The organism is Caldicellulosiruptor obsidiansis OB47 (genome assembly GCF_000145215.1).
Lineage (GTDB): Bacteria > Bacillota > Thermoanaerobacteria > Caldicellulosiruptorales > Caldicellulosiruptoraceae > Caldicellulosiruptor > Caldicellulosiruptor obsidiansis.
This window is the reverse complement of record NC_014392.1, coordinates 2,148,234-2,174,720: the sequence shown is the minus strand read 5'-3', so window position 1 is coordinate 2,174,720 and position 26,487 is coordinate 2,148,234. Positions and strand designations below refer to the sequence as shown.

Below are 26,487 nucleotides of genomic sequence, written 5' to 3'. Positions count from 1 at the left end.
AGGTAAAAAACATGGAAAATTTAGTATTCAATTACTTTATGCCCACTAAAATTTTGTTTGGTCCAGGAAGTTTGGATAGACTCAAAGATGAAAACTTGCCAGGTAAGAAAGCTTTAATTGTAATCTCTGCCGGAGCTTCTATGAAAAAGTATGGATATTTGGACAGACTCACAGCGATATTAAAAGAAAAAGGGATTGATTATGTTGTCTTTGACAAGATTTTGCCAAATCCAATAAAGAAGCATGTTATGGAAGGTGCAGGGTTAGCAAGGCAAGAAGGTTGCGATTTTGTAATTGGACTTGGTGGTGGAAGCAGTATCGACTCTGCAAAAAGCATAGCTCTTATGGCCAAAAATGATGGTGATTACTGGGATTATATTGTCGGTGGAAGCGGTAAAGGGAAATTCCCATCAGGTGGAGCACTTCCAATTGTTGCAATAACAACAACAGCTGGAACTGGAACAGAAGCTGACCCATGGACTGTTATCACAAATGAAGAGACAAATGAAAAGATTGGTTATGGAAATCAGTATACATTTCCAACACTTTCAGTTGTTGACCCGGAACTTATGTTGAGTGTGCCACCGCACCTGACAGCATACCAAGGGTTTGATACTTTCTTCCATGCAGTTGAAGGTTTCATTGCAAAGATTGCAACGCCAATAAGTGATATGTTTGCACTAAAGAGTGTTGAGCTTATTGCAAAGTATTTGCCGGTCTGTGTAAAAGATGGAAACAATCTTGAAGCAAGGACATATGTAGCTCTTGCAAACACTTTAGCAGGATTTGTAGAATCCACTTCCAGCTGTACCTCAGAGCATTCAATGGAACATGCACTCTCTGCATTTTACCCTGATTTACCACACGGTGCAGGGCTTATAATGCTATCTGAAGCATACCATACATTCTTTGCATCAAAAGTGCCTCAAAAGTATGTCCAGCTTGCAAAAGCAATGGGTGTTGATGTAGATTCTTTGCCAGAGGATGAAAGACCATTTGCATTTGTCAAAGCAATGAAAAAGCTTCAGGGAGAGTGTGGTGTTGGGAATTTAAAGATGTCTGACTATGGAATTAAAGAGGATGAGATTGAAAAGTTTGCTGACAACGCTATAAAAACAATGGGTGGGCTTTTCGAGGTTGACCCATATAAGCTGAGCTTTGAGGAAACTGTACAGATAATGAAAAATGCATATAAGTAAACGCTAGAAAACAAAATAAAAATGGGCTATTTTTAGGTAACTTTAAAAAGACCTAAGAATAGCCCATTTTGATTTCTTTTTAATCCTCCTCCAACACCTTCCACAAAGGCTTATTCTTTTTCTTCAAAACCACATAATCATCTTTTAACTGCAGGGGCATGACAGAGACAACTATGTGTTTGTGTTTTAATAGCTCTTTTTCTATAAACAGCCATGTATGGTTGTGCAAAATCTTTTGCCACCAGCGCTGTACAGTAAATTTGGGTATGATGACTGTTATCATGTCGCCCTTTTGATAGTTGTACTCTTCTGACTTTATATACTCTAAAAGCGGTTCTAATATTTTTCTATAAGGAGAATATCTTATTACAAGAGGGATGGAGCAGTTGAGCATTTTATATCTTTCCCGAAGTTTTTTAGCCTGTTCTTCATTTATTGATACATTAAAAGCTATGACATTGTCTGAAATTGTTTTTGCAAACCTCAAAGCACGAATGCTTGCCTTGTTTAAACTTTCGATAGGAACAATAACCCTGTTTCTATATATATTGTGTTCAACATCCAAAAGCTCTTTGTCTTCAGGCGTTACTCTTAACTGGTCGGCAACGGCAATATAATGAAGCTTTACCTTTATCATTGCAAAGACAAGTAGAGGAATTAAAAGAACAACAATCCACGCACCTTCTCTGAACTTGGTTATTGCAATTATTATGACAACAACAAAAGTTGTGAGGGCTCCAAAACCGTTTATAAAAGCTTTTATATGCCAATAACTACCTTTGTTCTTAAGCCATCTTACGAACATTCCTAATTGAGATAGTGTAAATGATATAAAAACACCAATGGCATAGAGACCAATCAGGGCTGTTACATTACCGTTGAAAACCAAAATTAAAATTGCTGAAACTGCAGCAAGGATGATTATTCCATTCGAGTATGATAACTTATCCCCTTTCATGCTCAACTGCCTTGGCACAAACTCCTCTTTTGCCATAACTGCAACCAACATTGGAAAGCCAGAAAAAGCTGTATTTGCTGCAAACACGAGGATTATAAATGTTGTAGCAGCAACAACATAATACATAAAGGTTTTTCCAAACACTTGCCCAGCCATTAAAACAAGCATTGCACCTTCTGTGGGGACAACATGGTAATGTGTTGCTAAAAGCGTAGTCCCGCCAAAAAGCACGAATATTATAAGAGATAGTAGTAACAAAACAGTCTTTGCATGTTTTGTTGCTGGCTCTTTAAAGTTAGGCACAGCATTTGACACAGCTTCAACACCGGTGAGAGCAGTACATCCACTCCCAAAAGCCTTTAAAAGTAAAATCAGTGTTACAGGATGTGTTGGATAATTTATCTTTGGCTCTGGCGGAACATACCCCATCTTTAGCTTTACATACCCGGCTATGATTAGTGCTAAAATTGAAAACATAAAAGCATAAGCAGGTATTCCAAATATTCTGGATGACTCTCTTATTCCCCTTAAATTTCCAATCATTAGAAATAAAACTAAAAATAAACACAGTGCTATCTTATAGGGCTTTAAAAATTCAAGTGCAGTTACAATCTGATCAACACCCGAAGATATAGAAACTGCTACAGTCAAGATGTAATCAACAGACAAAGCTGCGCCTGCCACAATACCTGCTAAAACGCCAAGATTGTCCTTTGCAACAATGAAAGCACCGCCGCCATTTGGATAATTGTCAATAGTTTGCCTGTAAGAGAGCATTAAAATAAAAAGCAGGATGATTATGGCTGATGTTACAATCTGTATTTCTTTAAAAGCAAGAAAGCCAATTGCGGGAAGCAGAACAAAAAGTATCTCTTGCCCTGCGTATGCAACAGATGATATAGCATCACTTGACAAAATTGGCAATCCCCATAAAACACCATATTTTTCTGTTTTCTCTGCTTCATTTGGCAAAGGTTTTCCAATAAGGATTCTTTTTAGCTTTTCAAACAAGTCAAAACTCCCCCTCTGATTAGTTGATTTAAGTTATTTTCACATGATTACAAAATTATATTCCCCTAAAAGTTTTAATTCAATATGCTATTTTGATGTTTTATAGGTGCTAAAATATACAAGTTGTAGAGATTATGCACTAAAAATTAGGTTGTCAAGAAAATAGCTTAAGAAGCTTTATTTTTCTGAGACTTTTATAATTTAAGCCCAAAAAAAGGTAATAAAAATATGTACAAAATTAAGAACAATAAATTATAGAAAATATACATATTGAAGTGCAAAAATAAATTTTTCAAAAACTTAACAAGGATATTCTTATTTGATAAAATTGAGAAATAAATCATATTTCAAAGGAGGGGAGAATTCCTTGAAAAAGAGCAAAAGTGTTATGTACAAAATATTGAGTGAATGGATGACTTTTCGCAAAAGAATGATATTGGAAGTAAAAGACCTATACATAATCATAATTACGAATCAGGTGAAAGGTTAAATCAGATTTTTTCCACCAAGATTATTGTTTTTTTTCAACTTGAAAAAGTAAGAGTAATGTCAGAAAATAAAGATAAAGAATAAAATTAAATACATAGGTGGTGGGAAAATATGACTGAAAATCCTTTCACAACTTCTTTGAAATCCCCAGAAATAAAAGATGTCACTATCAAAGACCCGTTCTGGGGAAGGTATGTAGATCTCGTTCGCTATGTAGTTGTGCCATATCAGTGGGAAATTTTAAACGACTTAGTTGATATTCCTATCAAGAGCCATGCAATGAAGAATTTCAAAATAGCAGCGGGTCTTGAAAATGGGGAATTTGAAGGATTTGTTTTTCAAGATAGCGATGTTGCAAAATGGCTTGAAGCAGCTTCATACGTCCTTGAAAAGTATCCAAACCCTGATTTGGAAAAGAAGGTTGACAAGGTTATAGAGCTGATTGGCAAGGCTCAGTGGGAAGATGGATACCTCAATACATATTTTACCATCAAAGAAAAGGGTAAAAGGTGGACCAATTTGGAAGAGTGTCATGAGCTTTACACTGCGGGACACATGATAGAAGCCGGTGTTGCACATTTTTTGGCAACTGGCAAAACAAGCCTTTTGGAGATTGTAAAAAAGCTTGCAGATTTGTTCAAAAGAATATTACAAAAGTTAGGTAAGACAATATGTTTTGTAAATTGGACAAAAAAGAAAAAACTGCCACATCTTTCTATGATATCAATCATGTGGCAGTCTTGCTTCTTTATTTGTATATTCCATTTATTTAATCTGCTGCATTTTAACAACAAAGTTTTCAATTAACTTTAAAAGACCGACTATGTCTACCTGACTGGACTGTTGTTTTATCATATTTTGAGATATTTGTGGGAACTTGACCTCATTTCCTGTCAAAATGTTTGTTATTTCAATTCTTGATGAAATTCCGCTACCTGCTGCAGATGAATTTTTAATTATTATCTTTATAACTTTTCCTGTCTTTTCGTCAACATAAAAGCTTATTTTATAATCATCCAATTTTATTGAGCTAATAAACTTGGAAAGATTGCTTTCAATCTGTTTTGAAATTTCACTTGATGATAGATTATTTACATCGATGTTTAAAGAACTCAAAGCCTTCTTTTCATCGTCTGTTAACGATTTTAAATAGATATCAAGCATACCCTTAAGCTGAGAAATTACAGATTTTGAAGCAGAAGATAAAAATTCTTTTAATGCAGGTTCCAAAACCTTACCTGGAAGGTTTGCACTAAGTTGCCAGCAGTTTATCTTATTAGAACCGACAGATGTTGTTGTTCTGTATGCGCTTTTTACAATCGAGGATGATTGAGAATTTAGGTAGTTCAATATGGTTTGGTAAAATTTGCTCATAGGTTGGGAAATTGTGATGTCAAGCATATTAATACTCATCCAGAGAGAAGCTGGTATAGTGCCAAGAATGTATTTATTATCCTTTGGATCTAAAGTATAAGTATTTTGCCCATTTAAAAAGACTGTTTGATTTGCATTGTCTTTTTTAGTCTGAACAAAAAACTTTTTGTTTTTCCTGTCAAAAGCAACTTTATAGATATTTGTCCGATTAACAATAAGATTTAAACCATATCCGACTGACTTTTGTCCGGTTGAAGTGGTGATTATGTCACACGAAAGAGGAGAGTCAGGATTTAGAATTTTTGAAAGTTCTGCTTTGAAAGTTTTTTCTAACAAAGATGCTTGGGTTTGCTGGCTTGATACAGCAAAAATTGAAGATGATAGCAAAAAAGTTATAAAACAAATTGTAACAATAGCCGAAATTACCCTCACCAAACTTTTCATTTTTTGCACCTCCAGGGATTTTGAATGGATGAAATCCTATATATATTATATCACTCTTCAAAAAAAATGACTATCAGTTTTGTTTTTTCTCATCTTTTTTTTTTCTTTGAAATTTTATTTCTAACTGTCTGGGCACTTATTTCAGTGGATTTGATGCCCTGGCAAGTTCTTTTAAAACACCTGCAAAAGATTTATGAACTTTAAAAAGGCTTCTAATCTTTTCTTCGTAGTGCTGACTGAGACGCTGATAACTATCAATTCCTAAAAATTTATCCACAAGGTATGAATACTCTCCTGTTTGTTTGTGTTGATAATAACGCCTTTTGTAAACAACAACAGCATGTGGCATTAGAATTGTTCTATAGTCTCTTTTGATATTTCTCCAGTTTTCTTTTACTTCTTCAGATTCCTTAATTTTGTCGTCAAGCTTTTCAATTGAATATACAAGAATTTCAATAAGAAGGTTGTAGAGAGTTTTGCTCACCTCTTCAGCAAACTTATCCAAATCTTTCTGGCACTCAAGCATTCCTGGTGCCTCTTGCAAAAGTTTTTTGAACTTTTCCACAAGTATTATTTCTTTTTCATTAATTTCATGCATATATCAAACCCCCATTTCAAAACAATCTAATAGTTCAAGGTTAGTATAACAGCCACAGAGGGTTAAAAAGCCCTGTTAAATGGACACCTACAAAAATTTTGCTATATGACTTCAAGTATACAGAGCAGGCAAAATGGTTTTTCATTAAGGGTAAAACTCAAAGATGACAGATAGATTTTTATTTGTTGTACTATCCTATATGAAAAAGATGAACCTTTTAAAATAGCTGGTACATTTGAAGATGTAACTCCACATGTTGCAAGTGATTTGAGATTGAATAGATATGTAGAACTGGAATAATCAAAACCATATTATTACATTTATACAAAAAAAAAAAGTTTACAGAAGCTCAGAAAAAGGGTATATATAAAGATGAGAAATAATTTTAAATAAAATGTCAACAAAAATTTTTGTAGGTGGGGAGGATTGTATATGGAAAAGAAGCTTTTAAAGAATGATCTTACTGCAACAAAGAAAGTTGAAAGCAAAAAGCAAGCTGAGGAAAAGGCAAAAACAAAGGTACTTCTTCGTCAGCAGCAGCTTTCAGAAAGACTTGCAGCGGCAGCATCTGAGCTTATGGCGGGGATTGAACAGTCAACTGCAGCGGTTGAAGAGCTCAATAAAAATGTTGAACAACTTGCTGCAGCGGCAGAGGAGACAGCAGCTTCTGTTGAAGAGGCAAAAACTGCAACAGATGAGATTAAAAAATCAGCAAATACAGTATTTCAAAACGCAATTGACCTTGTTGACAAAGCAAAGACACTAAATATCTCTGTTATGGATACAACAAGAAAAATTCAAGAGATAATTGAAGAGGTAAAACTTTCTGCCTACAAAAAACTTCAGGCAAGTGAGTTCATGAAACAGCTAAATGAATCTGCGAGAGATATAAATAATATTGTAATTTCAGTTGGCAAGATTGCTGACCAGATAAATCTTTTGGCTTTAAATGCTGCGATCGAAGCTGCAAGAGCTGGTGAGTATGGACGAGGCTTTGCAGTTGTTGCCGATGAGATAAGAAACCTGGCTGAAGTGGTTGAAAAGCTGACAGACGGTGTTAGAAAAAATGTTGCCAAGATAAATGAGGAGATTCAGAACATTGACAAAGAGATAAAAGAGTCTGTAGAGTATGAAAATGCAAAAGCGGCAGTTGGTGAGGGAATTCTTTCTAAACTTTCGCAGACAACAAAGATTTTTGAAAAAGTTTTAGCAAGTGCAAATGAAATACAAAAATCTTCACAGAGGACTTCGAATTCTATGGACGAGTTTTTAAAACTTATGACAAACATTGCGTCTGCATCAGAGCAAATAGGAGCGGCAATAGAAGAAATTAGCCAGACAGTAAACGAACAGGTTAAAGCCTACAAGATTGCAAGTGAGAAGACAGAAGATTTGAACCAGCTGGCAGAAGAGATGAGAGTTTCAACTGCTGTAGAAAAAGATGCAACAAAAATTTCAGCATCTTCTGATGAACTTTCATCTGCAGTTGAGGAGATTTCTCAGTCTTTAACCCAGATAGCAGAGGCATTTTCTCAGGTTGAGACAGGTTCAAAAATTCAGGTTGAAAATTCTAATCTTGCCAGGAACAGCATAAACGAAATAGTAGCAGAATCAAGGAAAAATAAGGATCTTTCAAATGAGCTAAATGACATTATCAATACATTTAATGACCAGATGAGTGATGTAATTGAAAAAACTGTTAGTCTCATATCTGACTTAGCTAAGGTCTTAGAGTCAAATAGTAAGGTATTGCAGTTTGTTGAGAGTTTGGATGGTTATATTGCTGATTTAGAAAAACTCATAGAACAGATATCTCTTGTGACTGTTCAGACCAATATGCTTTCAGTAAACGGTTCAATTGAAGCGGCAAGAGCTGGTGAGTATGGAAGAGGATTTTCTGTTGTTGCCAACGATGTTAGAAACTTAGCATATGAATCTTCTGAAAATGCTCAGAAGATGAAAGATATCGTAAAGAGCACGCAGAGAAAAGTTTTGAGATTTACAGGCGATATAGAGAATTTGACCCTTTCGACCTCAAACATGGTAGACAGGTCAAAGCGAGACATAGAGGTTTTAAACCAAACAAAGGATATGATAAGAGACATGAAACAGGCAACAAACGCTATAAACATGGAGATATTACAGATTCAATCTGCTTTAGAGCAGCTTACAAAGGGAATAGAAAATATATCAGCTGCAGCTCAAGAGAACCTTGCATCGCTTGAAGAAGCAACAAGAGCTGTGAATGAACAAAGACTTGGAGCAGATGAGCTACTTTCGGCTATACAAGATGTTGCAAGCTTGGCTGAAGAAATCTTAGCCATGTAGTGAAAGGATGATAAAAGATGAGCAAGATAGGAACGCTTGATTTGAATGTTATAATCTTTCAAATAGGTAAGCAGAATTTTGCATTTAGCCTTGACAATGTAAAAGAAATCATAAAAGTTCCATCTATCACTCCGGTTCCACTTGCCAAAAGTCATGTAGCAGGGCTTATAAATTTAAGAGGTGAGGTTATTCCTGTTTTAAATTTAAGGGAGAAGTATAAAATAGAAAGTTACCTCAAAAGTGAAGATGCAAGGATAATTATTATAGAAAAAAATGGGTTTAAGCTTGGTGTTCTGGTTGACAAGGTTTTAAATATTAGCAGTATAGAGCAGGCACAGATGAATGAGTGCAAAATTACAACCCTTGAAGAAGTAAAAGCTGTTATAAAGCAGAAAGAAGGGGATAAGCTAATTACATTTATAGACAGTGACAAAATTGTTGAAGAGAGCCTTGCACTTTCTGTTTTTCAAAAGATTAATATAGAATCAACCACTTCAAAGGTGGATGAGAGCGAACAAAAATTATCTAAGCAAGAAAGATATATCTTAGTTCAAATAGATGATCAGAACTATGCCCTCAATATTGCTAATATTCAAGAGATTATAAGATTTTCTGATTATTCGACAGTTCCTTCTGAGAACGATGATATACTGGGTATTATAAATTTGAGAAATGAAATTATTCCTATTATAAATATTCAAAAGCTTTTAAAAGCAGATAACAAAAAAATTGATGATGAAACGAAAATTGTAATTGCCAACAACTCAGGAGTTAAATTTGGATTTGTTGTAGACAGGATTTTATCTGTAATTTCTGCAAATGAAGAAGAAATAAAACCACTGCCAACTGTTGCAAACTTTGAAAATATTTTTTCTGGTACAATAAAGTCAGATGATAAAATGTATATTATATTGAATATCGAAAAGCTTTTTGAAAAGGTCAGCAATGCTATTTATGAAGAAATGAAAAATCAGGGAGAAGAGGCTTTGGAAATGGTTAAGACTGGTGATGAAAAGCAGGTTGTGTTGTTTGAGTTAAACAATCAAAAGTTTGCAATAGATATTCAAAAAGTGAAAGAGATAAATCGAATTCCCAATATTATCAAAGTGCCAAATGAGAAAAGGTATTTGAGAGGAATTGCAAATCTACGCGGAGATGTTATAGCTATAGTTGACCTTTGTTCACTTTTGTATGGTGAAGAGACACAGCTCAATGACTCTTCAAGAGTTATAATTGTTGAGCAGAGAAGAGAAAGGTTTGGAATTTTGGCTAAAAAGGTTTTGAGCGTGTCAAAAATATCTGCTGAGAATGTTGTTGAGGTTCAGCAGACTCTTGAAGATGAGCAGGTACAGGAAAAACTAAGTAACCTTGACATAAAGTATATAAAGGCTGTAATAAAACAAAACGATGATTTAATTATTCAAATTGACCCTGATATAATTTTAGAAGAATAAATATTTTGACAGAGTGAGGAGAAAGAGTTTTCATGATAAAGGTACTTGTTGTTGATGATTCAGCATTTATGCGCAAAAAACTCACAGAGATTTTGGAAAGTGACCCGAATATTAAAGTTGTTGCAACTGCAAGAGATGGAGAGGATGCCATCAGGAAAGCCGAAGAGTATATGCCTGATGTAATCACTCTTGATGTTAACATGCCGAGGATGGATGGGCTTACTGCTCTGAAAATTTTAATGCAGAAAAAGATTGCACCTGTTGTGATGGTGTCCTCTCTCACCCAAGAAGGTGCAGAGATTACCTTAAAAGCTCTTGAGATGGGAGCATTCGATTTTGTTCCAAAACCGGGTGGAACTATCTCTCTTAATATAGACAGGGTAAAAGAGGATATTATAGAAAAAGTCAAAGTTGCAGCAACATCTTCACGTAAATTTGTTATAAAAAAAGATACTTCTCAAAACCTTGCTCATGGTATAAGCAAAAAGCAGCCGGATTTAGCTAAACAAAACGGACAGAAACCTTTTAAAGCCATTGTTATAGGTATATCTACAGGTGGACCGAAAACAATCATGGATGTTTTGCCTTATCTTCCTGCAGATTTGAACGCTTGTGTGTTTTTAATTCAACATATGCCACCTACTTTTACCGCTCAGTATGCAAAAAGACTAAACGAGAACTGCCAGATTGAAGTTGTTGAGGCTTCGGCAGGAATGAAAATAGAAAAATCAAAATGTTATGTTGGAAAAGGTGGTTATCATCTTGTCCTGTACGGGAATAGTATTGAGGATTTGAGAGTGAGACTTACACAAAAACCTGAGCACAGGTTTATGCCCTCTGTTGATGTGTGTATGATGTCTGTGTTAGAAAAGTTTGGTGAAAACACCATTGGAGTTCTGATGACAGGTATGGGTGATGACGGAGCCGATGCAATGGTAAAAATCAGACAGAGAGGCGGTATTACAATTGCAGAATCAGAAGAGACTGCGATAGTTTTTGGAATGCCGAAGGAAGCAATTTTGCGTGGAGGAGCTGATTATGTTCTTCCATCTTATAAAATTCCAGAAAAACTGGTTGAGCTTGTTGAGGAGCAAGAATAAAGTAAGGAGGCTGATAGATTTATGAAAAAAATCATGATAGTAGACGATTCTCCAATGATTCATAAACTTTTAAAAAAAGAAATAGAAAAGCTGGGGCATGAGGTTTGTTACTGTGCAACAAATGGTCAGGAAGCTGTAGAAAAGTATTTTGAGCTAAAACCAGACCTTATTTTCATGGATGTTACAATGCCAGTATTAGAAGGTGATGCAGCATATAACAAGATTTGTGAAAAAGATAAGTCATGCAAAGTTGTATTTTTGACTGCGATAGGGGATAAAGAGCTTTTGAATGTAAATGATACATCAAATGTTGTGACAATTATTAAAAAACCTTTCAAAGGCGAAGACATACAAAATGCTATAAATATGGCATTTGGAGGGCACAACAGTTGAAAATAACAAGACAAAAAGGTATAATTTTGATTAGGTGGTATTGAATGTTGCTGAGTATGCAAAAACTTAAAGAGATATATAGCATTAGCCGAAGGCTATTTCCTAAACTGGGAAAAGGAAGGGTTAATAATACCTCTCAAGCTACCTAAGGGAAGGAGAAGGTACAAAAAAGAAGACGTAAAAAACTACTTGGCATGATAGAAGAAAAACCAAAACCAACCGTTGTTTTGTATGCAAAACTCTCCACTAAAAAGCAAGAAGAGTACCTTAAAAACCAGCTCAGAAGACTTGAGGAATACGCAGAGTCTTAAGGCTGGCAGTATTGAGGTTATATCTGAAATAGCCAGCACAGTAGAATAAAAACAGGAGAGGACTATTAAAACTTTTGAACAAAATCAAAAGAGGAGAAGTTGTAAAAGTTGTAATAGAGTATCCTGACAGACTTGCAAGGTTTGGATTTGAATATCTTAAGTTTTTCATGGAGAATTTTGGGGTAGAACTTGTAGAGTGTTAAATGGCAGAGAAAATGAAGAAGATATAAAAGAAGAACTGGCAGAGGATTTAATAGCGGCAGTATACATCTTTTGCAGCAAGGATTTATGCTCAAAGAGGTGCTAATGACATGGTAACAGTTCAGGCTAAGCTAATCTTTGAGGGCAGTGAAGATAAGCAAAGAGTATTAGACCTTATGAGAAGATGGTCCTCTTGTATGAGGTATGCATACAAGAGGCTACTGGAAGGGCATAAAAGGAATGAACTCAAAAGGAAACTGCAGGGGATTTTCAATCTGAATTCTCGATACGTTGATGATGCGATAATGAAAGCAAACAGTGTTTTAAACTCATGCAAAGAAAGAGGAGAAAGTCCTAAAAAGGTTATTTTTGGTGGTAGAGAACTTTTTGAAAAACTCCAAAAGAGGCATATAAATGGTAAAGCGTACAGGGAACTTCAACTTAAGTGGCAGGAGAAGAAGAAAGGGAATCTGTACTCAAGGGGAGACAGGAGCAAGAAGGGGAATCTCAACACAAGGATTGAGATAGATGGTTCCTTAACAAAACTCAGAATCAACGTGGGAGAAAGGGAGTATGTATATGCGACGATACAGCCTGGATGGAAAGTAAAGGGTGGAACGTACACAGACAGAAATCAACTGCTGCAGGCGATAAGCACTTTGGGAGAACCCTATTCTGTTGAGCTGAAACTCAAAAACAGTGTAGTATATGCCTACTTTACCGTTGAAGAGATTTTTCCAAAGTCTGAGATAACAAAATCAAACGGCGTTATAGGGATAGATACGAACGCATATCCAAAGCATATAGCATGGGCAGAAACAGACAGCAGTGGACAGCTTCTGGAATATGGCAGAATACCAATGCCAGAGCTTGAAAGTGGAAACTCAAGCAAGAGGGAGTATTACAGGTGGCAGTATGCCCACATGATAGTACAGATGGCGAAAGAGAAGCAAAAAGTCATAGTGATTGAGAGTCTTAGCATAAAAGACAGGGGAAGAAGAGGAGACTTTTCAGGTAGAAAATCAAGACGGATAAGGCACTATTTTGGATACAGGTCACTTTTGGAGAAGGTAAAACTTTTAGCAAAGCGAGAAGGGATAGAGGTTATAGAAGTAAACCCTGCATATACTTCTGTGATAGGGATGCTGAAGTATGCACCGCAGTTTATGGTGAGCAAGGACGTGGCAGCTGCATATGTGATAGCCCGAAGAGGGCTTGGTTTGAGAGAAAGGATACCGCACAACTATATGATGTTTCTCAGTAGACTTGATGTAAACGAACTGGAAGAACTAAAGGAATACGTAAAGAAGGTAGTTAAGAACACATACGCTAGGAAAAAGCAACTCAGAGAGATAGGTAGAGTGATAAAGTTTTTACAAAGCCTTGAGAGTGAGGCAGAGAGGCTATCTGTACCACTGGATGGAACAAGTACAGGTAGTCGTGGCAAAAACCACAATCTCTGGCGAGTTCTCAGGGTAGCGGTGGTGACTCCACTCTCCCCTGACAGAGTCCTGCGTGACATGTCTGTCCTGAAATCACTTTTAGTTTCAGGGCAAGTGGGGAAGACCTATAAAGGCGTAAGTTCCTGTTTCTTGGGACAGGGGCTATGGCTTTCCCAAATACCGCCTGCTGGGGCTGGGAAAGCCTGAAAGGCGGACTATAAATACCCCAGCCGCCAAACTCGTGCTAGTGTGCACAGTTTGGTTGACCAGGTCAGTAAAAGTGATAGATGAGATATTGAAGATTGCTGATAGCGTTGCAAGAAGTATATTGTGTGAAAATTTTGGGTTTGAAGTGAAAAGTACTCAAGAGAGTGTTCCTGAGATGGATGAGTTCTTGTATTCAGGTGTTGTTGGTGTTCTGGGCACAATTGGAGATTTAAAAGGAAGAGTAATAATTGGGGTAGATTTTGATGTTTGTGGACGCCTTGTTAAAACAATTTATGATCAGGATGTTGCAACAAATAATGATATGCTTGATGTATCGTATGAGATATTCAACATGATTGTGGGAAATACGTTGGTAGAGTATAAAAATACATTCGGTACTGCATTGCGTCCAACTCCGCCTTCAATTTTTCTTGGTGAAAATATGCTTGTTGTATCACCCAGAATTCAGAGAAAGAAAATAGAATATGTGCTTGATTGTGGAAAGATATTTATAGAGGTTGGTTTTGAAAGGGGAATGTAAAAAGTGAATGAGAATATAATTGAAGCTGTAAAAAGTGCAACAATTTCAATTCTTCAACAATTTGGTATAAGTGATATAAGGCTTTCTTTTTATCAACAGAGGGAAAATAACGAAAGTGATTATCCTGTGAATGTTACTATAGGATTTCTGGGGAAGGTAAATGGATATGTGATAGTTGGATTAAATGAAGTTGTAGCAGAGGAACTTGTTAGCGTCATGACAGGAGGTTTTTTGAATACACTGGATGATCCTATGGCAAGAAGCACCATTCTGGAACTTGGTAATATGCTGTCAGCATATATTGCAAACAATATGTCTGCTGAACTTGGTGGTGAAAAGGTAGCGATAACTCCGCCTACGCTTGTTATGGGCAGTGGTGTGTATATCATGATGACACGGTATGAGTCTGTGGATATAAAGTTTGCAACGGAAAAAGGTTCAATTGGCATCAACATTAGTTTATGGAGGAAAGATTAGTGTATGAAACAAGATATTGATGCTGCTTTGATTGAAAGGATAAAGAAGTTTGTATTAGATAAGACTGGAATATTGCTCAATGACCAAAAGGTCAGCATGATTTTGCAGAAGTTAAACAAACAGATAAATGAAGGAGTCATAAAGGATTTAAATCATTTTTATTATAATCTCACAACTAATGAAAAAATCTTTCAAGAATTTATTAATTTTTTAACAGTTAATGAAACATATTTTTTCAGAGAATTTGAACAGCTAAAGGCTTTTGCAGAGGTGATACTACCTGAGGTTGTAGAATTTAAGAAAAAAAGAGGCGAAAATAGAATAAAAATCTGGGTTGCAGGATGTGCCACAGGTGATGAAGCATATACCATCTCAATAATCCTAAATGAGTTTTTGGAAGATGATATTAAGTTTGAGATTTTCGCATCTGATATAGATACAGAAGCGTTGAAAATAGCAGAATCAGGTATTTATGAATTGAGAAATGTAAGGTTTGTTCATCATCATTACTTAAATGTTTATTTTGATATTACAAAGGATGGAAAGTTCAAAATAAAAGATGAGATAAAAAAGAATGTCAAATTCATATATCACAATTTAGTAGATTTTTCGAAATATTTTATTTTTTCAAAATCTGATTTTGTATTTTGCCGGAATGTTCTTATCTATTTTGGAGATGAACAGAGAAGAAAAGTTATTGATAAGATGTACGAGATTTTAAACTGTGGAGGATATCTTTTTTTAGGGCATTCAGAGTCTGTTGGCAGGCTTTCTGATAAATTTTGTGTCAGAAGAATAAATGATTACTTTTTCTACTACAAAGAATGTGATTGTGGACGGTGATTTTATGAAGGTTTTAGTAAAGGAAGATGAGCTTGAGATATTGGAGGATTTTTTATCAGAGTCAAATGAGTATTTGAACAATATTGAATCAGAAATTTTAGCATTAGAAGAGAGAAAAGAAGATGAAGAACTTGTAAACAGTCTTTTCAGAAAGTACCATTCGATGAAAGGATTATCAGGATTTTTTGAAGGAATGAGTGAGTTTACATTGCTTTGTCAGATTATTGAAGATGTTCTGGCAAAAATAAGAAACAAAACAATAAAGGTCAGCAGTGACATTGTAGATTTTTTATTAAAAGGCAGTGATGTAATAAAAAGAATTGTTCTTAAACTTGGCGAAAAACGAAAGACTGAAAAAGGTGTTCTTGAGGTAGAAGAAGAGTTTGATTTAGAGCTTTTCGAAAAAGAGAAAAATGAGCTTGTAGAAAAAGAGGTTTTAAAGGCTCAGGATGAGAAAGAAGAATTTGTAGAGTCAAATTTTGAAGAAGAAAGTTTAGAGGTAGAAGAACAAAATCAAAATGATATATCTGCTGCTGTTGATAAAAAAGATACTATTGAACAGGTTATTGTATCAACAACATCAGCTTTGTCTTCTGAACTGAATGAGGTTAAGATAAGCTATGATAAAATTGATGAGATGCTTGGACTTGTTGGGGAGATTATAACTACTAAAAGCACATTCTATTATCTTGTAAAAGAACTTGAAAAGTATGATATGGACCTTTCTAAAAGATTTCGGGAACTTTTCCGTTCTATACAGAGAACCTCTGAAATTCTGCAGGATAACATAATGAAAATAAGAATGATACCTTTTGAGATGGTGGTAAAGAGGTTTAACAGACTTGTAAGAGAGACTGCTAAAAAAACAAGGAAAAAAGTAAAATTTTCATACGTTTGTGGAGATGTTGTGATAGACAAAGGCATAGCGGAAAAACTTAGTGAACCTCTCATGCACATTATAAGAAATTGTATAGACCATGGTATCGAAGATGCTTCTGAAAGAAAAAGGTTGGGTAAACCAGAGCATGGAAAAGTAGAACTTGTTTCTTACTACAAAGGGCAGAATATTGTTATAGAGATTTCTGATGATGGAAATGGAATTGATGTTGAAAGAGTTATCAGAAAGGCAATTGAAAAAGGTATTTTATCAGAGCATCAAGCTAAGAATTTATCTGATGATGAAGCTGTAAAGCTTATATTTGAACCCGGATTTTCTACCAAAGATGTGGCAGATGAGATATCTGGCAGAGGTGTTGGAATGGATGTTGTTAAAAACGTTGTAGAGTCTTTAAAAGGGAAGGTTGAAATAAAAACAGAAGCAGGTAAAGGAAGCAAGTTCATTCTTGAGATTCCGACAACTGCTGCTCTTTCTCAGGGTATTATAGTTGTATACAATTCCCAGAAATTCATAATTCCATTTGAGTTTGTTGAAGAGACAGTAAAAATAAATATGAAGAATGTTTATGGATATGTTGACAAACTTCTTGTAGTTGTCAGAGATGAGCCAATTCCTCTTTATCCTATTTCGTATGTGCTTTATCAGGAAGATTTGTGCAACGAAGAGATTGTTAGAAAGTTTTCAAAAGATGATGAGTTGTCAGTTGTAATTTTAAATATAAGAGGTGTAAAGATTGCTTTATGTGTTGAAAAACTAATGCAAAATGAAGAATTTGTTTTAAAACCCCTTCCAAAAGTGCTGGAAAACAATAAACTTCTTCTTGGAACAACTATAGACTATGAAGGAAATGTTATACTTGTGTTGAATCCTGAATATTTCAGGCTTTGAAAGAGAAGGATGTGAAATTGTTCACGTACAACTTTTTTCACTCCTTCTCTTTTGTTCTTTTTGCATATATGCTACTATATTTTTAAAGAAACATGTATGCACAAGCAAAGGGGAAAAGGGGGATTTTTATGGCAAAATTCAGTATAGGAATTGACTTTGGAACACAGTCAGGAAGGGCAGTACTTGTTAATGTCGAGACAGGTGAAGAGGTTGCAACAAGTGTGAAAGAATACACTCACGGAGTTATGGATGAGAGCCTTCCAGACGGCACAAAACTTCCTCATGACTGGGCGCTTCAACATCCACAGGATTATATAGAAGTTCTTGCAACAACTGTTCCAGATGTTTTAAAAAAAGCAGGAATTTCAAAAGACGATGTAATTGGTATTGGAATTGACTTTACAGCCTGCACTATGCTTCCAATTAAAAAAGATGGTACTCCTCTTTGTATGCTTGACAAGTTCAAATCACATCCACATGCCTATGTAAAACTCTGGAAACATCACGCTGCTCAGAAGTATGCAAACAGGTTAAATCAAATAGCACAGGAGAGAGGAGAGAAGTTTTTACAGAGATACGGTGGAAAGATTTCATCTGAATGGCTTTTTCCTAAAATTATGCAAATTTTAGAAGAAGCACCTGAAATTTATGAAGAGGCAGATAAGTTTATAGAGGCTGCTGACTGGGTTGTGTTTAAGATGACAGGAGTTGAGAAGAGAAACTCATGCACAGCAGGATATAAAGCTATCTGGAGCAAGAGGGAAGGATATCCTTCAAAAGAGTTTTTCAAAGCACTTCATCCAAGACTTGAAAATGTTGTTGATGAAAAACTCTCACGTGATATATATCCCATAGGTCAAAAAGCTGGAGAGCTCACAGAAGAGATGGCAAAACTTATGGGTTTAAATCCAGGCACTGCTGTTGCAATTGCAAATGTAGATGCTCATGTATCAGTTCCTGCTGTTGGAATTACTGATATTGGCAAAATGTTGATGATAATTGGAACATCTACATGTCACATGCTTTTGTGGAACGAGGAAAAGATGGTACCTGGTATTTGCGGATATGTTGAAGATGGAATTTTGCCTGGTTTTTATGGGTATGAGGCAGGGCAGAGCTGTGTTGGAGATCATTTTGAGTGGTTTGTTGAAAACTGCGTGCCACCAACATACTATGATGAGGCAAAACAAAAAGGGTTAAATATCTATCAGCTACTAAAAGAAAAAGCAAAGGCTTTAAAGCCTGGGCAGAGTGGCCTTTTGGCGCTTGACTGGTGGAATGGCAACAGGTCTATCTTAGTTGATGCAGACCTGACAGGAATGATGCTTGGTATGACGCTTACAACAAAGCCAGAGGAGATGTACAGGGCACTGATTGAGGCAACAGCGTACGGTACAAAGATAATAATTGACAACTTCAATGAACATGGCGTTGAGGTAAGAGAGCTTTATGCGTGCGGCGGAATTGCTGAAAAAGACGAGCTTTTGATGCAGATTTATGCTGATGTGACAGGGCTTGAGATAAAAGTGTCAGCTTCACCTCAAACACCTGCTTTAGGCTCTGCAATGTTTGGTGCTGTTGCTGCAGGAAAAGAAAGAGGAGGATATGACAGCATTTTCGAGGCTGCAAAGAAGATGGCAAAACTAAAAGACTATTCTTACAAACCAAATCCGCAAAACCATGAGGTTTACAAAAAGCTTTATAAAGAATATAAAATTCTGCATGACTATTTTGGCAGAGGGGCAAATGATGTGATGAAGAGGTTAAAAGAGATAAAAGAAGAAGTTTCAAGGATATAGAGCTTTAAGCCTTTTAACCCTTCAAAAATAGGCTGCCCTTTTAAAAAGCGTTCAGAGCTTTTGAAGGGTGGCCTGCGAGTTAAATAATGGTATTGATTTAAAAATTTTTAAGTGGTATGATAAAAATAAACTTGTATGGACAAGATGATGATAAAATGAGCAAAAGCAAATATGAGATTATAAAAGATTTCATTATTGAAGGAATTAGTTCTGGTAAGTTCAAAGAAGGCGAAAAGATTTACTCTGAGAATATGCTGTCACGAAAGTTCAAAGTTTCGCGACACACAGTAAGAAGAGCTATAATGGAGCTTGAATTTGAAGGGCTTTTGGTATCACAAAAAGGTAAAGGCACGTTTGTTGCAAAGAAAACTGCAGACAGCTCTAAATGTATTGCTGTTCTGACAACATTTATATCAGACTACATCTTTCCCCTGATTATAAGAGGAATTGAAAAGGTGATAGCACATGAAGGGTACGGACTTTTGCTGTTTTCGACAGACAACAGCTATGAATTTGAGAGGTATCACTTGGAGAGCATAATAAACAACCCAAACATAGACGCTGTCATAATAGAACCTACAAAAAGCGCCTTGCCTTCCAAAAATCAAGAGCTTTACAAAAAACTCATACAAAAAGACATTCCTATAATTTTCATCAACACTATTTTAGAAGGCATTGCTCAAAACTATATAATAACCAAAGACCAGGAAGCTGTTTACAGGCTTACATGCAGCCTCATAAAAAGCGGTTGCAAAAAGCTTCTTGGCATTTTCAAAGGCGACGATTTGCAGGGGATAAAAAGATACAATGGTTTTGAGAAAGCATCCAGGGAGGCACAGGCAGAGTTTGATGCAATCTTTTTTACAAGTGAGGAGTATAATTTTGTACATAACAGAGCAGCTGAAGTCATATCAAGAGAGAAATTTGATGCGGCCGTTTGCTATAACGACAAAATTGCTCTTCCTCTTTGTGTAAAGCTAAAGGAAATGGGATTTAGAATTCCTCAGGATATATCAGTTACTGGATATGACAACTCACTTCTTTCTACACTGACAGATATAAAGCTTACAACAGTTGAGCACCCAAAAGAAAAACTTGGTGAGATGGCCGCAAAGACAGCAGTTGCCATGATAAAGAAGAGCAGAAGTGGTGTCAAAGCAGAGATCGAATGTGAGATAATCTTCAGAAATTCAACAAAAGGAGGATTTTGAAAATGCTTGAGAGTTTAAAAGAGCTTGTTTGCAAATACAATCTTTATCTTCCAAAATTTGGCCTTGTTACATGGACATCTGGGAATGTCTCGGCGCGTGACCCTGAGACAAACCTTGTGGTCATAAAACCATCCGGTGTTATGTACGACGAACTGACACCTGATAAGATGGTTGTGGTTGACATGGACGGGAACGTTGTTGAAGGAAGTTTAAAGCCATCAACAGACACTCTCACACATCTTTATGTATACAAACACATGCCACACATAAATGCTGTTGTCCATACACATTCTAACTATGCAACAGCATTTGCAGCGCTTGGCCAGCCAATAAAAGTGTATTTGACAGCAATTGCTGATGAGTTTGGCTGTGAGATTCCTTGCGGACCATACGCTCAAATTGGTGGTGAAGACATTGGCAAGGTGATAGTTGAGTATATAGGTTCAAGCCCTGCAATTCTTCTTCAAAACCATGGAGTATTTACAATAGGAAGGAATGTTGATGAGGCAGTCAAGGCTGCTGTGATGGTTGAAGATGTAGCAAAAACTGTATTTATTGCAAAGATGATGGGAGAGCCTATAGAAATTCCACCTGAAGAGGTAAAAAGAGCGCACGAAAGGTATATGACAAAGTATGGACAAAAGTAAGCAATGCTTACCCCCAGCACAAGACAAAATTAAAAGGGCTGAAAGGATAAAAAACTTTTTTGAGCTTTTCCCTTCAGCCCTTTTTTGTTATAAAATTATATTCCAAATACCTCTTTTACAACCTCTTTTAACTCATCATCACTTATAGATGTATTTCTTCCATTTTCATATTGATTGTCTACCCACTCTTTGACCTTCTGAACTCTTGGGTCTTTTTTATCAACCTGTACGTCAATGCCGCTATCTTTGAAGTACCTGTTTATCCAAATAACAATTCCAGCAATGCCTGAGTAGGCATCAATTATGACCTTTGGAGGTCTACCTAAGATTTTTCCTGTATCAAAGATGTTATATATTTCCTCATCCTTCATAAGTCCATCTGCATGAATTCCAGCTCGTGTTGCGTTAAAGTTGTCACCAACAAACGGTGTCATTGGTGGGATCTCATATCCAATCTCTTTTTTGAAATAATCTGCAATCTCAGAGATGACAGCAACATTCATGCCATCTGCTGACCCTCTTATCTGAATGTATTCCATTACCATTGCTTCTAATGGAGTGTTGCCTGTCCGCTCACCTATTCCTAAAAGCGATGTGTTTACCATTGAAGCACCATAAAGCCATGCCATTGTAGAGTTTATCACAGCCTTATAAAAATCGTTGTGACCATGCCACTCAAGCCACTCAGAAGGCACTTCACCATAGTTTACGATTCCATAGATTATCTGCGGAACACTTCTTGGCAGAGCAACACCGGGGATGGGTGAGCCAAGCCCTAAGGTGTCGCAAGCTCTGATTTTAACAGGCATATTTGCCTCTTTTGAAAGTTTCATGAGCTCATTTATAAATGGAAGGACAAAACCGTAAAAATCAGCTCTTGTAATGTCTTCAAAATGGCATCTTGGAATTATTCCTGCCTCTAAAGCTGCCGATACAATTTCTAAGTACTGTTTCAATGCCTGACTGCGTGTCATCCTTAGTTTCTTGAAAATGTGATAGTCAGAACATGAGACAAGTATTCCTGTTTCCTTGATACCAAGGCTTTTTACAATTTCAAAGTCCTCCTTTTTTGCGCGAATCCAGGCAGTCACCTTTGGAAAATCATATCCTTTTTCTAAACACTTTAAAACTGCTTCCTTGTCCTGCTTTGAGTAGACAAAAAACTCTGTGTGAAGAATAACACCGCTTCCATTGTCAAGCTCATGCAAGTAGTCATAAATTCTACAGATTTGTTCAATAGTGTAAGGCGAGCGCGACTGCTGACCGTCTCTGAAGGTTGTGTCTGTGATGTAAAGCCGCTCAGGAACATTCATTGGCACAATTCTGTGGTTGAAAACAAGCCTTGGTACCTCATTGTAAGGGTAGATGTTCCTGAAAAGATTTGGTTCTTCAACATCTCTGAACTGATACTCAATCTCGAGAATGTGAGTTTTTTGATTGAACTTAACATTCATAAAACAATAACCTCCCTTTCAAAGCTTCGGGGGTTAGCTGACGGGTTCGGGCAGAAAGGGATATTTGCCCTACAAGGCAAGATGCCTTGATTCACCCCAAAAAAGTGGGTCCCCCCTATCCTGTGGATATTACCACAGGAATTCAGCTTTGTTATAAGTATTATGATACCATTATGATACCAAAGAAAAAGATAATAAACAAGAGATTTAGAATTAATATTCAGAAAGAAGAGAAACAACTCTTGATTTCTTTTATTTTAAATGTTACTATTACAATATAAAGGTACAAAAATAACAAAATACTTGTTCATTAAAAAGGTGGGAAAAAATGAAATGAAAAAATTTTATATAGCTATATTAGCGATATTGATTTTGGTGTTTGTGTTTATTGCTATCGTAAAGGGAAGTTTTTCAATTACGCTTTGGAGAGCAGGGTTCAATTTTGCTAACATACAAACATTAGCGAGGAGTTTTGATGATAATGGTAATGAAATTAAAATCATAAAAACAAATTCGAAAAAGAATGATATTGTGCTTGTTTATTTAGTTAAAAACAAATTTGGATTTTGGAAGGTTGGATATTTTACACCATCTTCTTCTAATAAATTAGCAGTTATTGGATGGATGAGATAGAGTGCTGTGAGACGATTTAAGGCTGATGAGGATCCTCTTTTTGAAGCTGAATATCACAAAATTTATTATGGCAATAATGCCATAAAGCGTATAGAGTTTTTGCCAGGTCAAATTCCTGAAAACGTAGCCGTAAGTATTTGGCAAGCTGGTAAAGAATATTATATTCATCTTGTTTGTTTTGAAACAGGTAAGGATAGTCCATTGAATAGTATTGATATATATTCTCTATTACTGAAAAATAAATGTATAGCAAATTTGAGATAATAGAAAATATTATATGAAAGGGGCTCTCCACCTATTTTTTGGACAGCCCCTAAATTTATTGTGCAATTTAAACTTTGATCAGTTCATATTCCAAACTTCCAAGTCCAATCTCTTGAGCATGTTTTAATGCTACTCTCCAGTCTGTGTCAGGATGTACACTTTTGAACCTGTCAATCTTGCCATCAACCTCAATGTGCTTTGCCTTTTCAAACACAGACCCAGCTGGTGTGAATGCAGAGCTATTTACAAGGTCAACACATGCCTTGTCAAGCGCAACAGGGTCAAACGATGCTGCAATGCCAATGTCAGGTGCAACAGGAATATCGTTGTGTGACCAGCAGTCGCAGTCAGGAGAGATGTTCATTATAAAATTTATATGAAAATTAGGCTTGTCTTTGAGCACTGCATAAGTATACTCAGCAATCTTCTCACTTGCAATTGATGCTGCCTCATCCCACTTGACAGTCGCTGCGCCAAACTGGCACACAGCAACGCACTGACCACACCCAACACACTTTTCATAATCAATAGCAGCCTTCTTTTTCTCATTGAGCGTAATAGCAAGCTGTGCGCAGCTTTTTACACACATTCCACACCCGACACATTTTGAAACCTTTATAACCGGCTTTGAAGATGAGTGCATAAAAAGTTTTCCACCGCGCGAACCAGAACCCATACCAATGTTTTTTATAGCACCGCCAAAACCAGTCATTTCATGACCTTTGAAGTGGTTCATTGAGATTATAATGTCAGCATCCGCAATGGCAGAACCAATCTTTGCTTTTTGTGTGTGTTTGAGGTTTACCTCAATCTCTCTGTACTCTGTCCCTTTCAGACCATCTGCAATGATTACATGGCAGCCAAGCACAAGCGGGTTAAACCCATTTTCGTAAGCTGCTTCTAAGTGGTCCAAAGCGTTGCTTCTTCTTCCAGTGTAGAGAGTGTTAGCATCTGTGACAAAAGGTTTACCACCAAGATTTTTAATGAGTTTTACAATCCTTGCAACATAGTTTGGTCTTATATAAGCAAGATTTCCAGGTTCACCAAAATGGACTTTGATAGCAACAAACTTGTTTTTAAAATCGATTGTTTCAATCCCTGCTTTTTTTACAAGGTTTTCGAGCTTATCAAGCATATTATACCCGGGTTTAGTTTTAAAATCTGTAAAATACACCTTTGATTTTGCCATTTTACCTTTTCAACTCCTTTCAAAATTTTCAGGTAAGTAAAATTATAATCCTTTTTTGATATTTGTGAATAGCTCAATTTTAACAGAATGTTGTAAAATGTTGATATGTGTCTTTGCAAGTTATAGTATAATAATGAAAAGCTCAAGAATACAAGAATGCACTTTTTTGATATAAAGTATCACAAGAGATACTATCAAAAATAGTCTCTAGCAAACTAAGGAAGGTGTTTTTTACAATGAAGGTCTTGATTGTTGACAATTTTGATTCGTTTACGTATAATCTCTACAACTATTTTTTGAGACTGAAGACGGATACTACTGTGATAAACCGTGACAAGCTTACTATAGAAGATATTTACAAGTTAAACCCGAGTCACATTGTTCTTTCTCCTGGACCGGGAAGACCTTTTGATGATAGGATTTTGTTTGAAATCATAGATAGGTTTAAAGAGTCAAAAAATATTCTTGGTGTATGTCTTGGACATCAAGCAATTGGCATGTTCTTTGGAGCAAAACTAAAAAAAGCAAAAAGACCTATGCACGGGATTGTAGATACAATATTTCATGACCAAAAAGGAATATTTGAAAACCTCAAAAATCCTCTGCGCGTTGTGCGATACCACTCTCTTGTAATAGATGATATTGACACTCTACAACTTACCGTCACAGCAACATCGCAAGAGGGAGAGGTTATGGGTATAAGACACAAAAGGTTTAAAATAGAGGGTGTTCAGTTTCATCCTGAATCAATTGCAACTCAGCATGGACTTTTGATGCTTAAAAATTTTTTAAAAGGGTGAGAATTAAGAGTGCAGATTTTAGTTTATAACATAGTACCTGACCCATTTTTGATTTTTTGTCATTTGAAAACCGATTTTTCAGTTTTGCTTGAGAGCAGTATGCTGAGTAGAAAGTATGGGAGATATTCTTTTTTGTTTTTAAAGCCCAAGGAAGTTTATATATTGAGTGAAGACGATAATGTTTTTGAATATTTAAACCAACTTTCAAATAAAGTAACAGAAAAATTTAACCCTTCTGGCTTTGTCTTCAATGGTGGCTTTGCAGGATACTTTTCTTATAACTTTGGTGTTGACCTTTTTGAAGTTGAAAGGAAAAAAGATACCTCTTATGTACCCAAAGCATATTTTGGATATTTTGAAGATTTTATAGTCATTGACCACTTTGAAAAAAGGACATATGCTTCTTTTACATCCAAAGCCTTGGCAAGGGAATTTGAAATAATACTAAAAAGTGAAAACCTTGCTCTGCCAAGCTTTAAAAAGTCTGAGGTTGAAAGAGCTTGGTGCAACTTTGAAAAGTCAGAATACATGCAGGCAGTGAAAAGAATAAAGGACTATATTTACGAAGGTGATGTTTACCAGGTAAACCTTTCACAGCGCTTTTTTGTAAAAGGCGTATTTGATCCTGACTTTTTGTATTTTGACCTCAGAAAAAGAAACTATGGCTGTTACCATGCGTATATAAAGTTTCCACAAGCATCAATAATATCAACGTCGCCTGAACTTTTTTTGAGAAAAAGAGGGGATACTATAATAACCAAACCCATAAAAGGTACATCTAAGCGCGGGAAAACACCAGAAGAAGACAGAGCTTTGAAAGATGAATTATATAACAATATAAAGTGCAGGTCAGAGCTTTTGATGATTGTTGACCTTGAGAGAAATGATTTTGCCAAGATATGTATTCCAGAGTCAATTGAAGTTGAAAAACTCTTTGATGTTGAGGAATATTCAACAGTTTTTCATCTTGTCTCAACAATAAAGGGAAATCTTTTAAACGGTGTAGATTTGAAAAGGATAATTGAAGCAACCTTTCCTGGCGGTTCAATAACAGGTGCACCAAAGCTAAATGCTATAAAGATTATAGAGGAGCTTGAGAAGTGTCCGCGAGGAATATACTGCGGCTCTATTGGTTATATCTCAAACAATTTCAACATGGATTTTAACATTGCAATCAGAACGCTTGTTGTAGAAGGTGACACGGCATACTTTAGTGTTGGCGGCGGTATTGTATGGGACTCTCAAGAAGAGGATGAGTGGTGGGAGACAATCTACAAAGGGAGACCGTTTTTTGAAATTTTGGGGATAAACCATTTTGCAGGTGCTTGAAAAGG

Annotated in this window: 23 protein-coding genes, 2 pseudogenes and 1 riboswitch; of the genes and pseudogenes, 20 read left to right on the top strand and 5 right to left on the bottom strand. The window is 36.1% G+C overall.

Going from position 1 to position 26,487, the window contains the following annotated elements; all coding sequences use genetic code 11:
* Positions 1-11: 11 nt before the first annotated feature.
* The gene (locus tag COB47_RS10130) at positions 12-1,199 is read left to right on the top strand and encodes an iron-containing alcohol dehydrogenase (protein ID WP_013291276.1); all 1,188 of its coding nucleotides are present in this window, start codon (positions 12-14) and stop codon (positions 1,197-1,199) included.
* Positions 1,200-1,278: 79 nt separating this feature from the next.
* Here the strand turns inward: COB47_RS10130 and COB47_RS10125 are convergent, their stop codons facing one another.
* A complete protein-coding gene (locus COB47_RS10125; RefSeq protein ID WP_013291275.1) occupies positions 1,279-3,168 on the bottom strand; it encodes an APC family permease in 1,890 nt (629 codons plus the stop codon).
* A gap of 600 nt (positions 3,169-3,768) precedes the next feature.
* Between COB47_RS10125 and COB47_RS10120 the strand changes: the two are divergent.
* Positions 3,769-4,314: pseudogene (locus COB47_RS10120) on the top strand (beta-L-arabinofuranosidase domain-containing protein); the annotation flags it as partial.
* 108 nt (positions 4,315-4,422) lie between these two features.
* On the opposite strand, the gene COB47_RS10115 reads toward COB47_RS10120, so the two are convergent.
* Entirely contained in the window at positions 4,423-5,475 is a 1,053-nt protein-coding gene (locus COB47_RS10115; protein WP_013291273.1) for a hypothetical protein, read from the bottom strand.
* Positions 5,476-5,611: 136 nt separating this feature from the next.
* Positions 5,612-6,073: a UPF0236 family transposase-like protein gene (locus COB47_RS10110; RefSeq protein ID WP_013291272.1), complete on the bottom strand. Its 462-nt coding sequence runs from the start codon at positions 6,071-6,073 to the stop codon at positions 5,612-5,614.
* A 432-nt stretch (positions 6,074-6,505) separates the two neighbouring features.
* On the opposite strand from COB47_RS10110, the gene COB47_RS10105 reads away from it, so the two are divergent.
* The 13 genes and pseudogenes from COB47_RS10105 to COB47_RS10045 all read left to right on the top strand — a co-directional run bounded on the left by COB47_RS10105 (position 6,506) and on the right by COB47_RS10045 (position 20,813).
* On the top strand, positions 6,506-8,401 hold the full coding sequence (locus COB47_RS10105) for a methyl-accepting chemotaxis protein (RefSeq protein WP_013291271.1): 1,896 nt from the start codon (positions 6,506-6,508) through the stop codon (positions 8,399-8,401).
* Between the two features lie 17 nt (positions 8,402-8,418).
* Positions 8,419-9,855: a chemotaxis protein CheW gene (locus COB47_RS10100; protein ID WP_013291270.1), complete on the top strand. Its 1,437-nt coding sequence runs from the start codon at positions 8,419-8,421 to the stop codon at positions 9,853-9,855.
* A 32-nt stretch (positions 9,856-9,887) separates the two neighbouring features.
* Positions 9,888-10,955, top strand: a complete 1,068-nt coding sequence (locus tag COB47_RS10095; protein WP_013291269.1) for a protein-glutamate methylesterase/protein-glutamine glutaminase — start codon at positions 9,888-9,890, stop codon at positions 10,953-10,955.
* 21 nt (positions 10,956-10,976) lie between these two features.
* Positions 10,977-11,348 (top strand): response regulator, encoded by a 372-nt coding sequence (locus COB47_RS10090; protein WP_013291268.1) that lies wholly within the window; start codon positions 10,977-10,979, stop codon positions 11,346-11,348.
* 44 nt (positions 11,349-11,392) lie between these two features.
* Positions 11,393-11,990, top strand: a pseudogene (locus COB47_RS12020) (IS607 family transposase).
* The gene (locus COB47_RS10080) at positions 11,971-13,509 is read left to right on the top strand and encodes an IS200/IS605 family accessory protein TnpB-related protein (protein WP_013291267.1); all 1,539 of its coding nucleotides are present in this window, start codon (positions 11,971-11,973) and stop codon (positions 13,507-13,509) included. Before COB47_RS12020 ends, COB47_RS10080 begins: the two are co-directional and overlap by 20 nt.
* Positions 13,510-13,564: 55 nt before the next feature.
* Positions 13,565-14,050 (top strand): chemotaxis protein CheX, encoded by a 486-nt coding sequence (locus COB47_RS10075; protein WP_237698900.1) that lies wholly within the window; start codon positions 13,565-13,567, stop codon positions 14,048-14,050.
* 3 nt (positions 14,051-14,053) lie between these two features.
* Entirely contained in the window at positions 14,054-14,527 is a 474-nt protein-coding gene (locus COB47_RS10070; protein WP_013291265.1) for a chemotaxis protein CheX, read from the top strand.
* Between the two features lie 3 nt (positions 14,528-14,530).
* Positions 14,531-15,370: a CheR family methyltransferase gene (locus COB47_RS10065; protein ID WP_013291264.1), complete on the top strand. Its 840-nt coding sequence runs from the start codon at positions 14,531-14,533 to the stop codon at positions 15,368-15,370.
* Between the two features lie 4 nt (positions 15,371-15,374).
* Positions 15,375-17,156, top strand: coding sequence for a chemotaxis protein CheA (locus COB47_RS10060; protein WP_041742808.1), 1,782 nt, complete (start codon positions 15,375-15,377; stop codon positions 17,154-17,156).
* A gap of 128 nt (positions 17,157-17,284) precedes the next feature.
* Positions 17,285-18,955, top strand: a complete 1,671-nt coding sequence (locus COB47_RS10055) for a ribulokinase (protein ID WP_013291262.1) — start codon at positions 17,285-17,287, stop codon at positions 18,953-18,955.
* 116 nt (positions 18,956-19,071) lie between these two features.
* A complete protein-coding gene (locus COB47_RS10050) occupies positions 19,072-20,166 on the top strand; it encodes a GntR family transcriptional regulator (RefSeq protein ID WP_013291261.1) in 1,095 nt (364 codons plus the stop codon).
* A 2-nt stretch (positions 20,167-20,168) separates the two neighbouring features.
* Positions 20,169-20,813, top strand: a complete 645-nt coding sequence (locus COB47_RS10045) for an L-ribulose-5-phosphate 4-epimerase (protein WP_013291260.1) — start codon at positions 20,169-20,171, stop codon at positions 20,811-20,813.
* Positions 20,814-20,908: 95 nt separating this feature from the next.
* On the opposite strand, the gene COB47_RS10040 is transcribed toward COB47_RS10045, so the two are convergent.
* Positions 20,909-22,267 (bottom strand): beta/alpha barrel domain-containing protein, encoded by a 1,359-nt coding sequence (locus COB47_RS10040; protein WP_013291259.1) that lies wholly within the window; start codon positions 22,265-22,267, stop codon positions 20,909-20,911.
* A gap of 6 nt (positions 22,268-22,273) precedes the next feature.
* Positions 22,274-22,425: riboswitch (cyclic di-AMP (ydaO/yuaA leader) on the bottom strand.
* On the opposite strand from COB47_RS10040, the gene COB47_RS12245 reads away from it, so the two are divergent.
* The 3 genes from COB47_RS12245 to COB47_RS12665 all read left to right on the top strand — a co-directional run bounded on the left by COB47_RS12245 (position 22,390) and on the right by COB47_RS12665 (position 23,164).
* Positions 22,390-22,548: a hypothetical protein gene (locus COB47_RS12245; RefSeq protein WP_161596036.1), complete on the top strand. Its 159-nt coding sequence runs from the start codon at positions 22,390-22,392 to the stop codon at positions 22,546-22,548. It overlaps the preceding riboswitch by 36 nt.
* 52 nt (positions 22,549-22,600) lie before the next feature.
* A complete protein-coding gene (locus COB47_RS12670) occupies positions 22,601-22,900 on the top strand; it encodes a hypothetical protein (RefSeq protein ID WP_237698899.1) in 300 nt (99 codons plus the stop codon).
* A gap of 6 nt (positions 22,901-22,906) precedes the next feature.
* A complete protein-coding gene (locus tag COB47_RS12665) occupies positions 22,907-23,164 on the top strand; it encodes a hypothetical protein (protein WP_237698898.1) in 258 nt (85 codons plus the stop codon).
* Positions 23,165-23,231: 67 nt separating this feature from the next.
* Here COB47_RS12665 and COB47_RS10025 read toward each other — a convergent pair whose 3' ends face one another.
* On the bottom strand, positions 23,232-24,353 hold the full coding sequence (locus tag COB47_RS10025) for a DUF362 domain-containing protein (protein WP_013291258.1): 1,122 nt from the start codon (positions 24,351-24,353) through the stop codon (positions 23,232-23,234).
* Between the two features lie 236 nt (positions 24,354-24,589).
* Between COB47_RS10025 and COB47_RS10020 the strand changes: the two genes are divergently transcribed.
* Positions 24,590-25,153: an anthranilate synthase component II gene (locus COB47_RS10020; RefSeq protein WP_013291257.1), complete on the top strand. Its 564-nt coding sequence runs from the start codon at positions 24,590-24,592 to the stop codon at positions 25,151-25,153.
* Between the two features lie 9 nt (positions 25,154-25,162).
* Positions 25,163-26,482, top strand: coding sequence for an aminodeoxychorismate synthase component I (gene pabB, locus COB47_RS10015; RefSeq protein ID WP_013291256.1), 1,320 nt, complete (start codon positions 25,163-25,165; stop codon positions 26,480-26,482).
* Positions 26,483-26,487 lie beyond the last annotated feature (5 nt).

Excerpts from the sequence above, each read along its gene's own strand:
- COB47_RS10020 (WP_013291257.1), top strand. The coding sequence starts at position 24,590 with ATGAAGGTCTTGATTGTTGACAATTTTGATTCGTTTACGTATAATCTC.
- COB47_RS10045 (WP_013291260.1), top strand. The coding sequence starts at position 20,169 with ATGCTTGAGAGTTTAAAAGAGCTTGTTTGCAAATACAATCTTTATCTT.
- COB47_RS10115 (WP_013291273.1), bottom strand. The coding sequence starts at position 5,475 with ATGAAAAGTTTGGTGAGGGTAATTTCGGCTATTGTTACAATTTGTTTT.
- COB47_RS10055 (WP_013291262.1), top strand. The coding sequence starts at position 17,285 with ATGGCAAAATTCAGTATAGGAATTGACTTTGGAACACAGTCAGGAAGG.
- COB47_RS12670 (WP_237698899.1), top strand. The coding sequence starts at position 22,601 with ATGAAAAAATTTTATATAGCTATATTAGCGATATTGATTTTGGTGTTT.
- COB47_RS10060 (WP_041742808.1), top strand. The coding sequence starts at position 15,375 with ATGAAGGTTTTAGTAAAGGAAGATGAGCTTGAGATATTGGAGGATTTT.
- COB47_RS10095 (WP_013291269.1), top strand. The coding sequence starts at position 9,888 with ATGATAAAGGTACTTGTTGTTGATGATTCAGCATTTATGCGCAAAAAA.
- COB47_RS10040 (WP_013291259.1), bottom strand. The coding sequence starts at position 22,267 with ATGAATGTTAAGTTCAATCAAAAAACTCACATTCTCGAGATTGAGTAT.
- COB47_RS10110 (WP_013291272.1), bottom strand. The coding sequence starts at position 6,073 with ATGCATGAAATTAATGAAAAAGAAATAATACTTGTGGAAAAGTTCAAA.
- COB47_RS10130 (WP_013291276.1), top strand. The coding sequence starts at position 12 with ATGGAAAATTTAGTATTCAATTACTTTATGCCCACTAAAATTTTGTTT.
- COB47_RS10080 (WP_013291267.1), top strand. The coding sequence starts at position 11,971 with ATGGTAACAGTTCAGGCTAAGCTAATCTTTGAGGGCAGTGAAGATAAG.
- COB47_RS10100 (WP_013291270.1), top strand. The coding sequence starts at position 8,419 with ATGAGCAAGATAGGAACGCTTGATTTGAATGTTATAATCTTTCAAATA.
- COB47_RS10050 (WP_013291261.1), top strand. The coding sequence starts at position 19,072 with ATGATAAAAATAAACTTGTATGGACAAGATGATGATAAAATGAGCAAA.
- COB47_RS10105 (WP_013291271.1), top strand. The coding sequence starts at position 6,506 with ATGGAAAAGAAGCTTTTAAAGAATGATCTTACTGCAACAAAGAAAGTT.
- COB47_RS10065 (WP_013291264.1), top strand. The coding sequence starts at position 14,531 with ATGAAACAAGATATTGATGCTGCTTTGATTGAAAGGATAAAGAAGTTT.
- COB47_RS10025 (WP_013291258.1), bottom strand. The coding sequence starts at position 24,353 with ATGGCAAAATCAAAGGTGTATTTTACAGATTTTAAAACTAAACCCGGG.
- COB47_RS10090 (WP_013291268.1), top strand. The coding sequence starts at position 10,977 with ATGAAAAAAATCATGATAGTAGACGATTCTCCAATGATTCATAAACTT.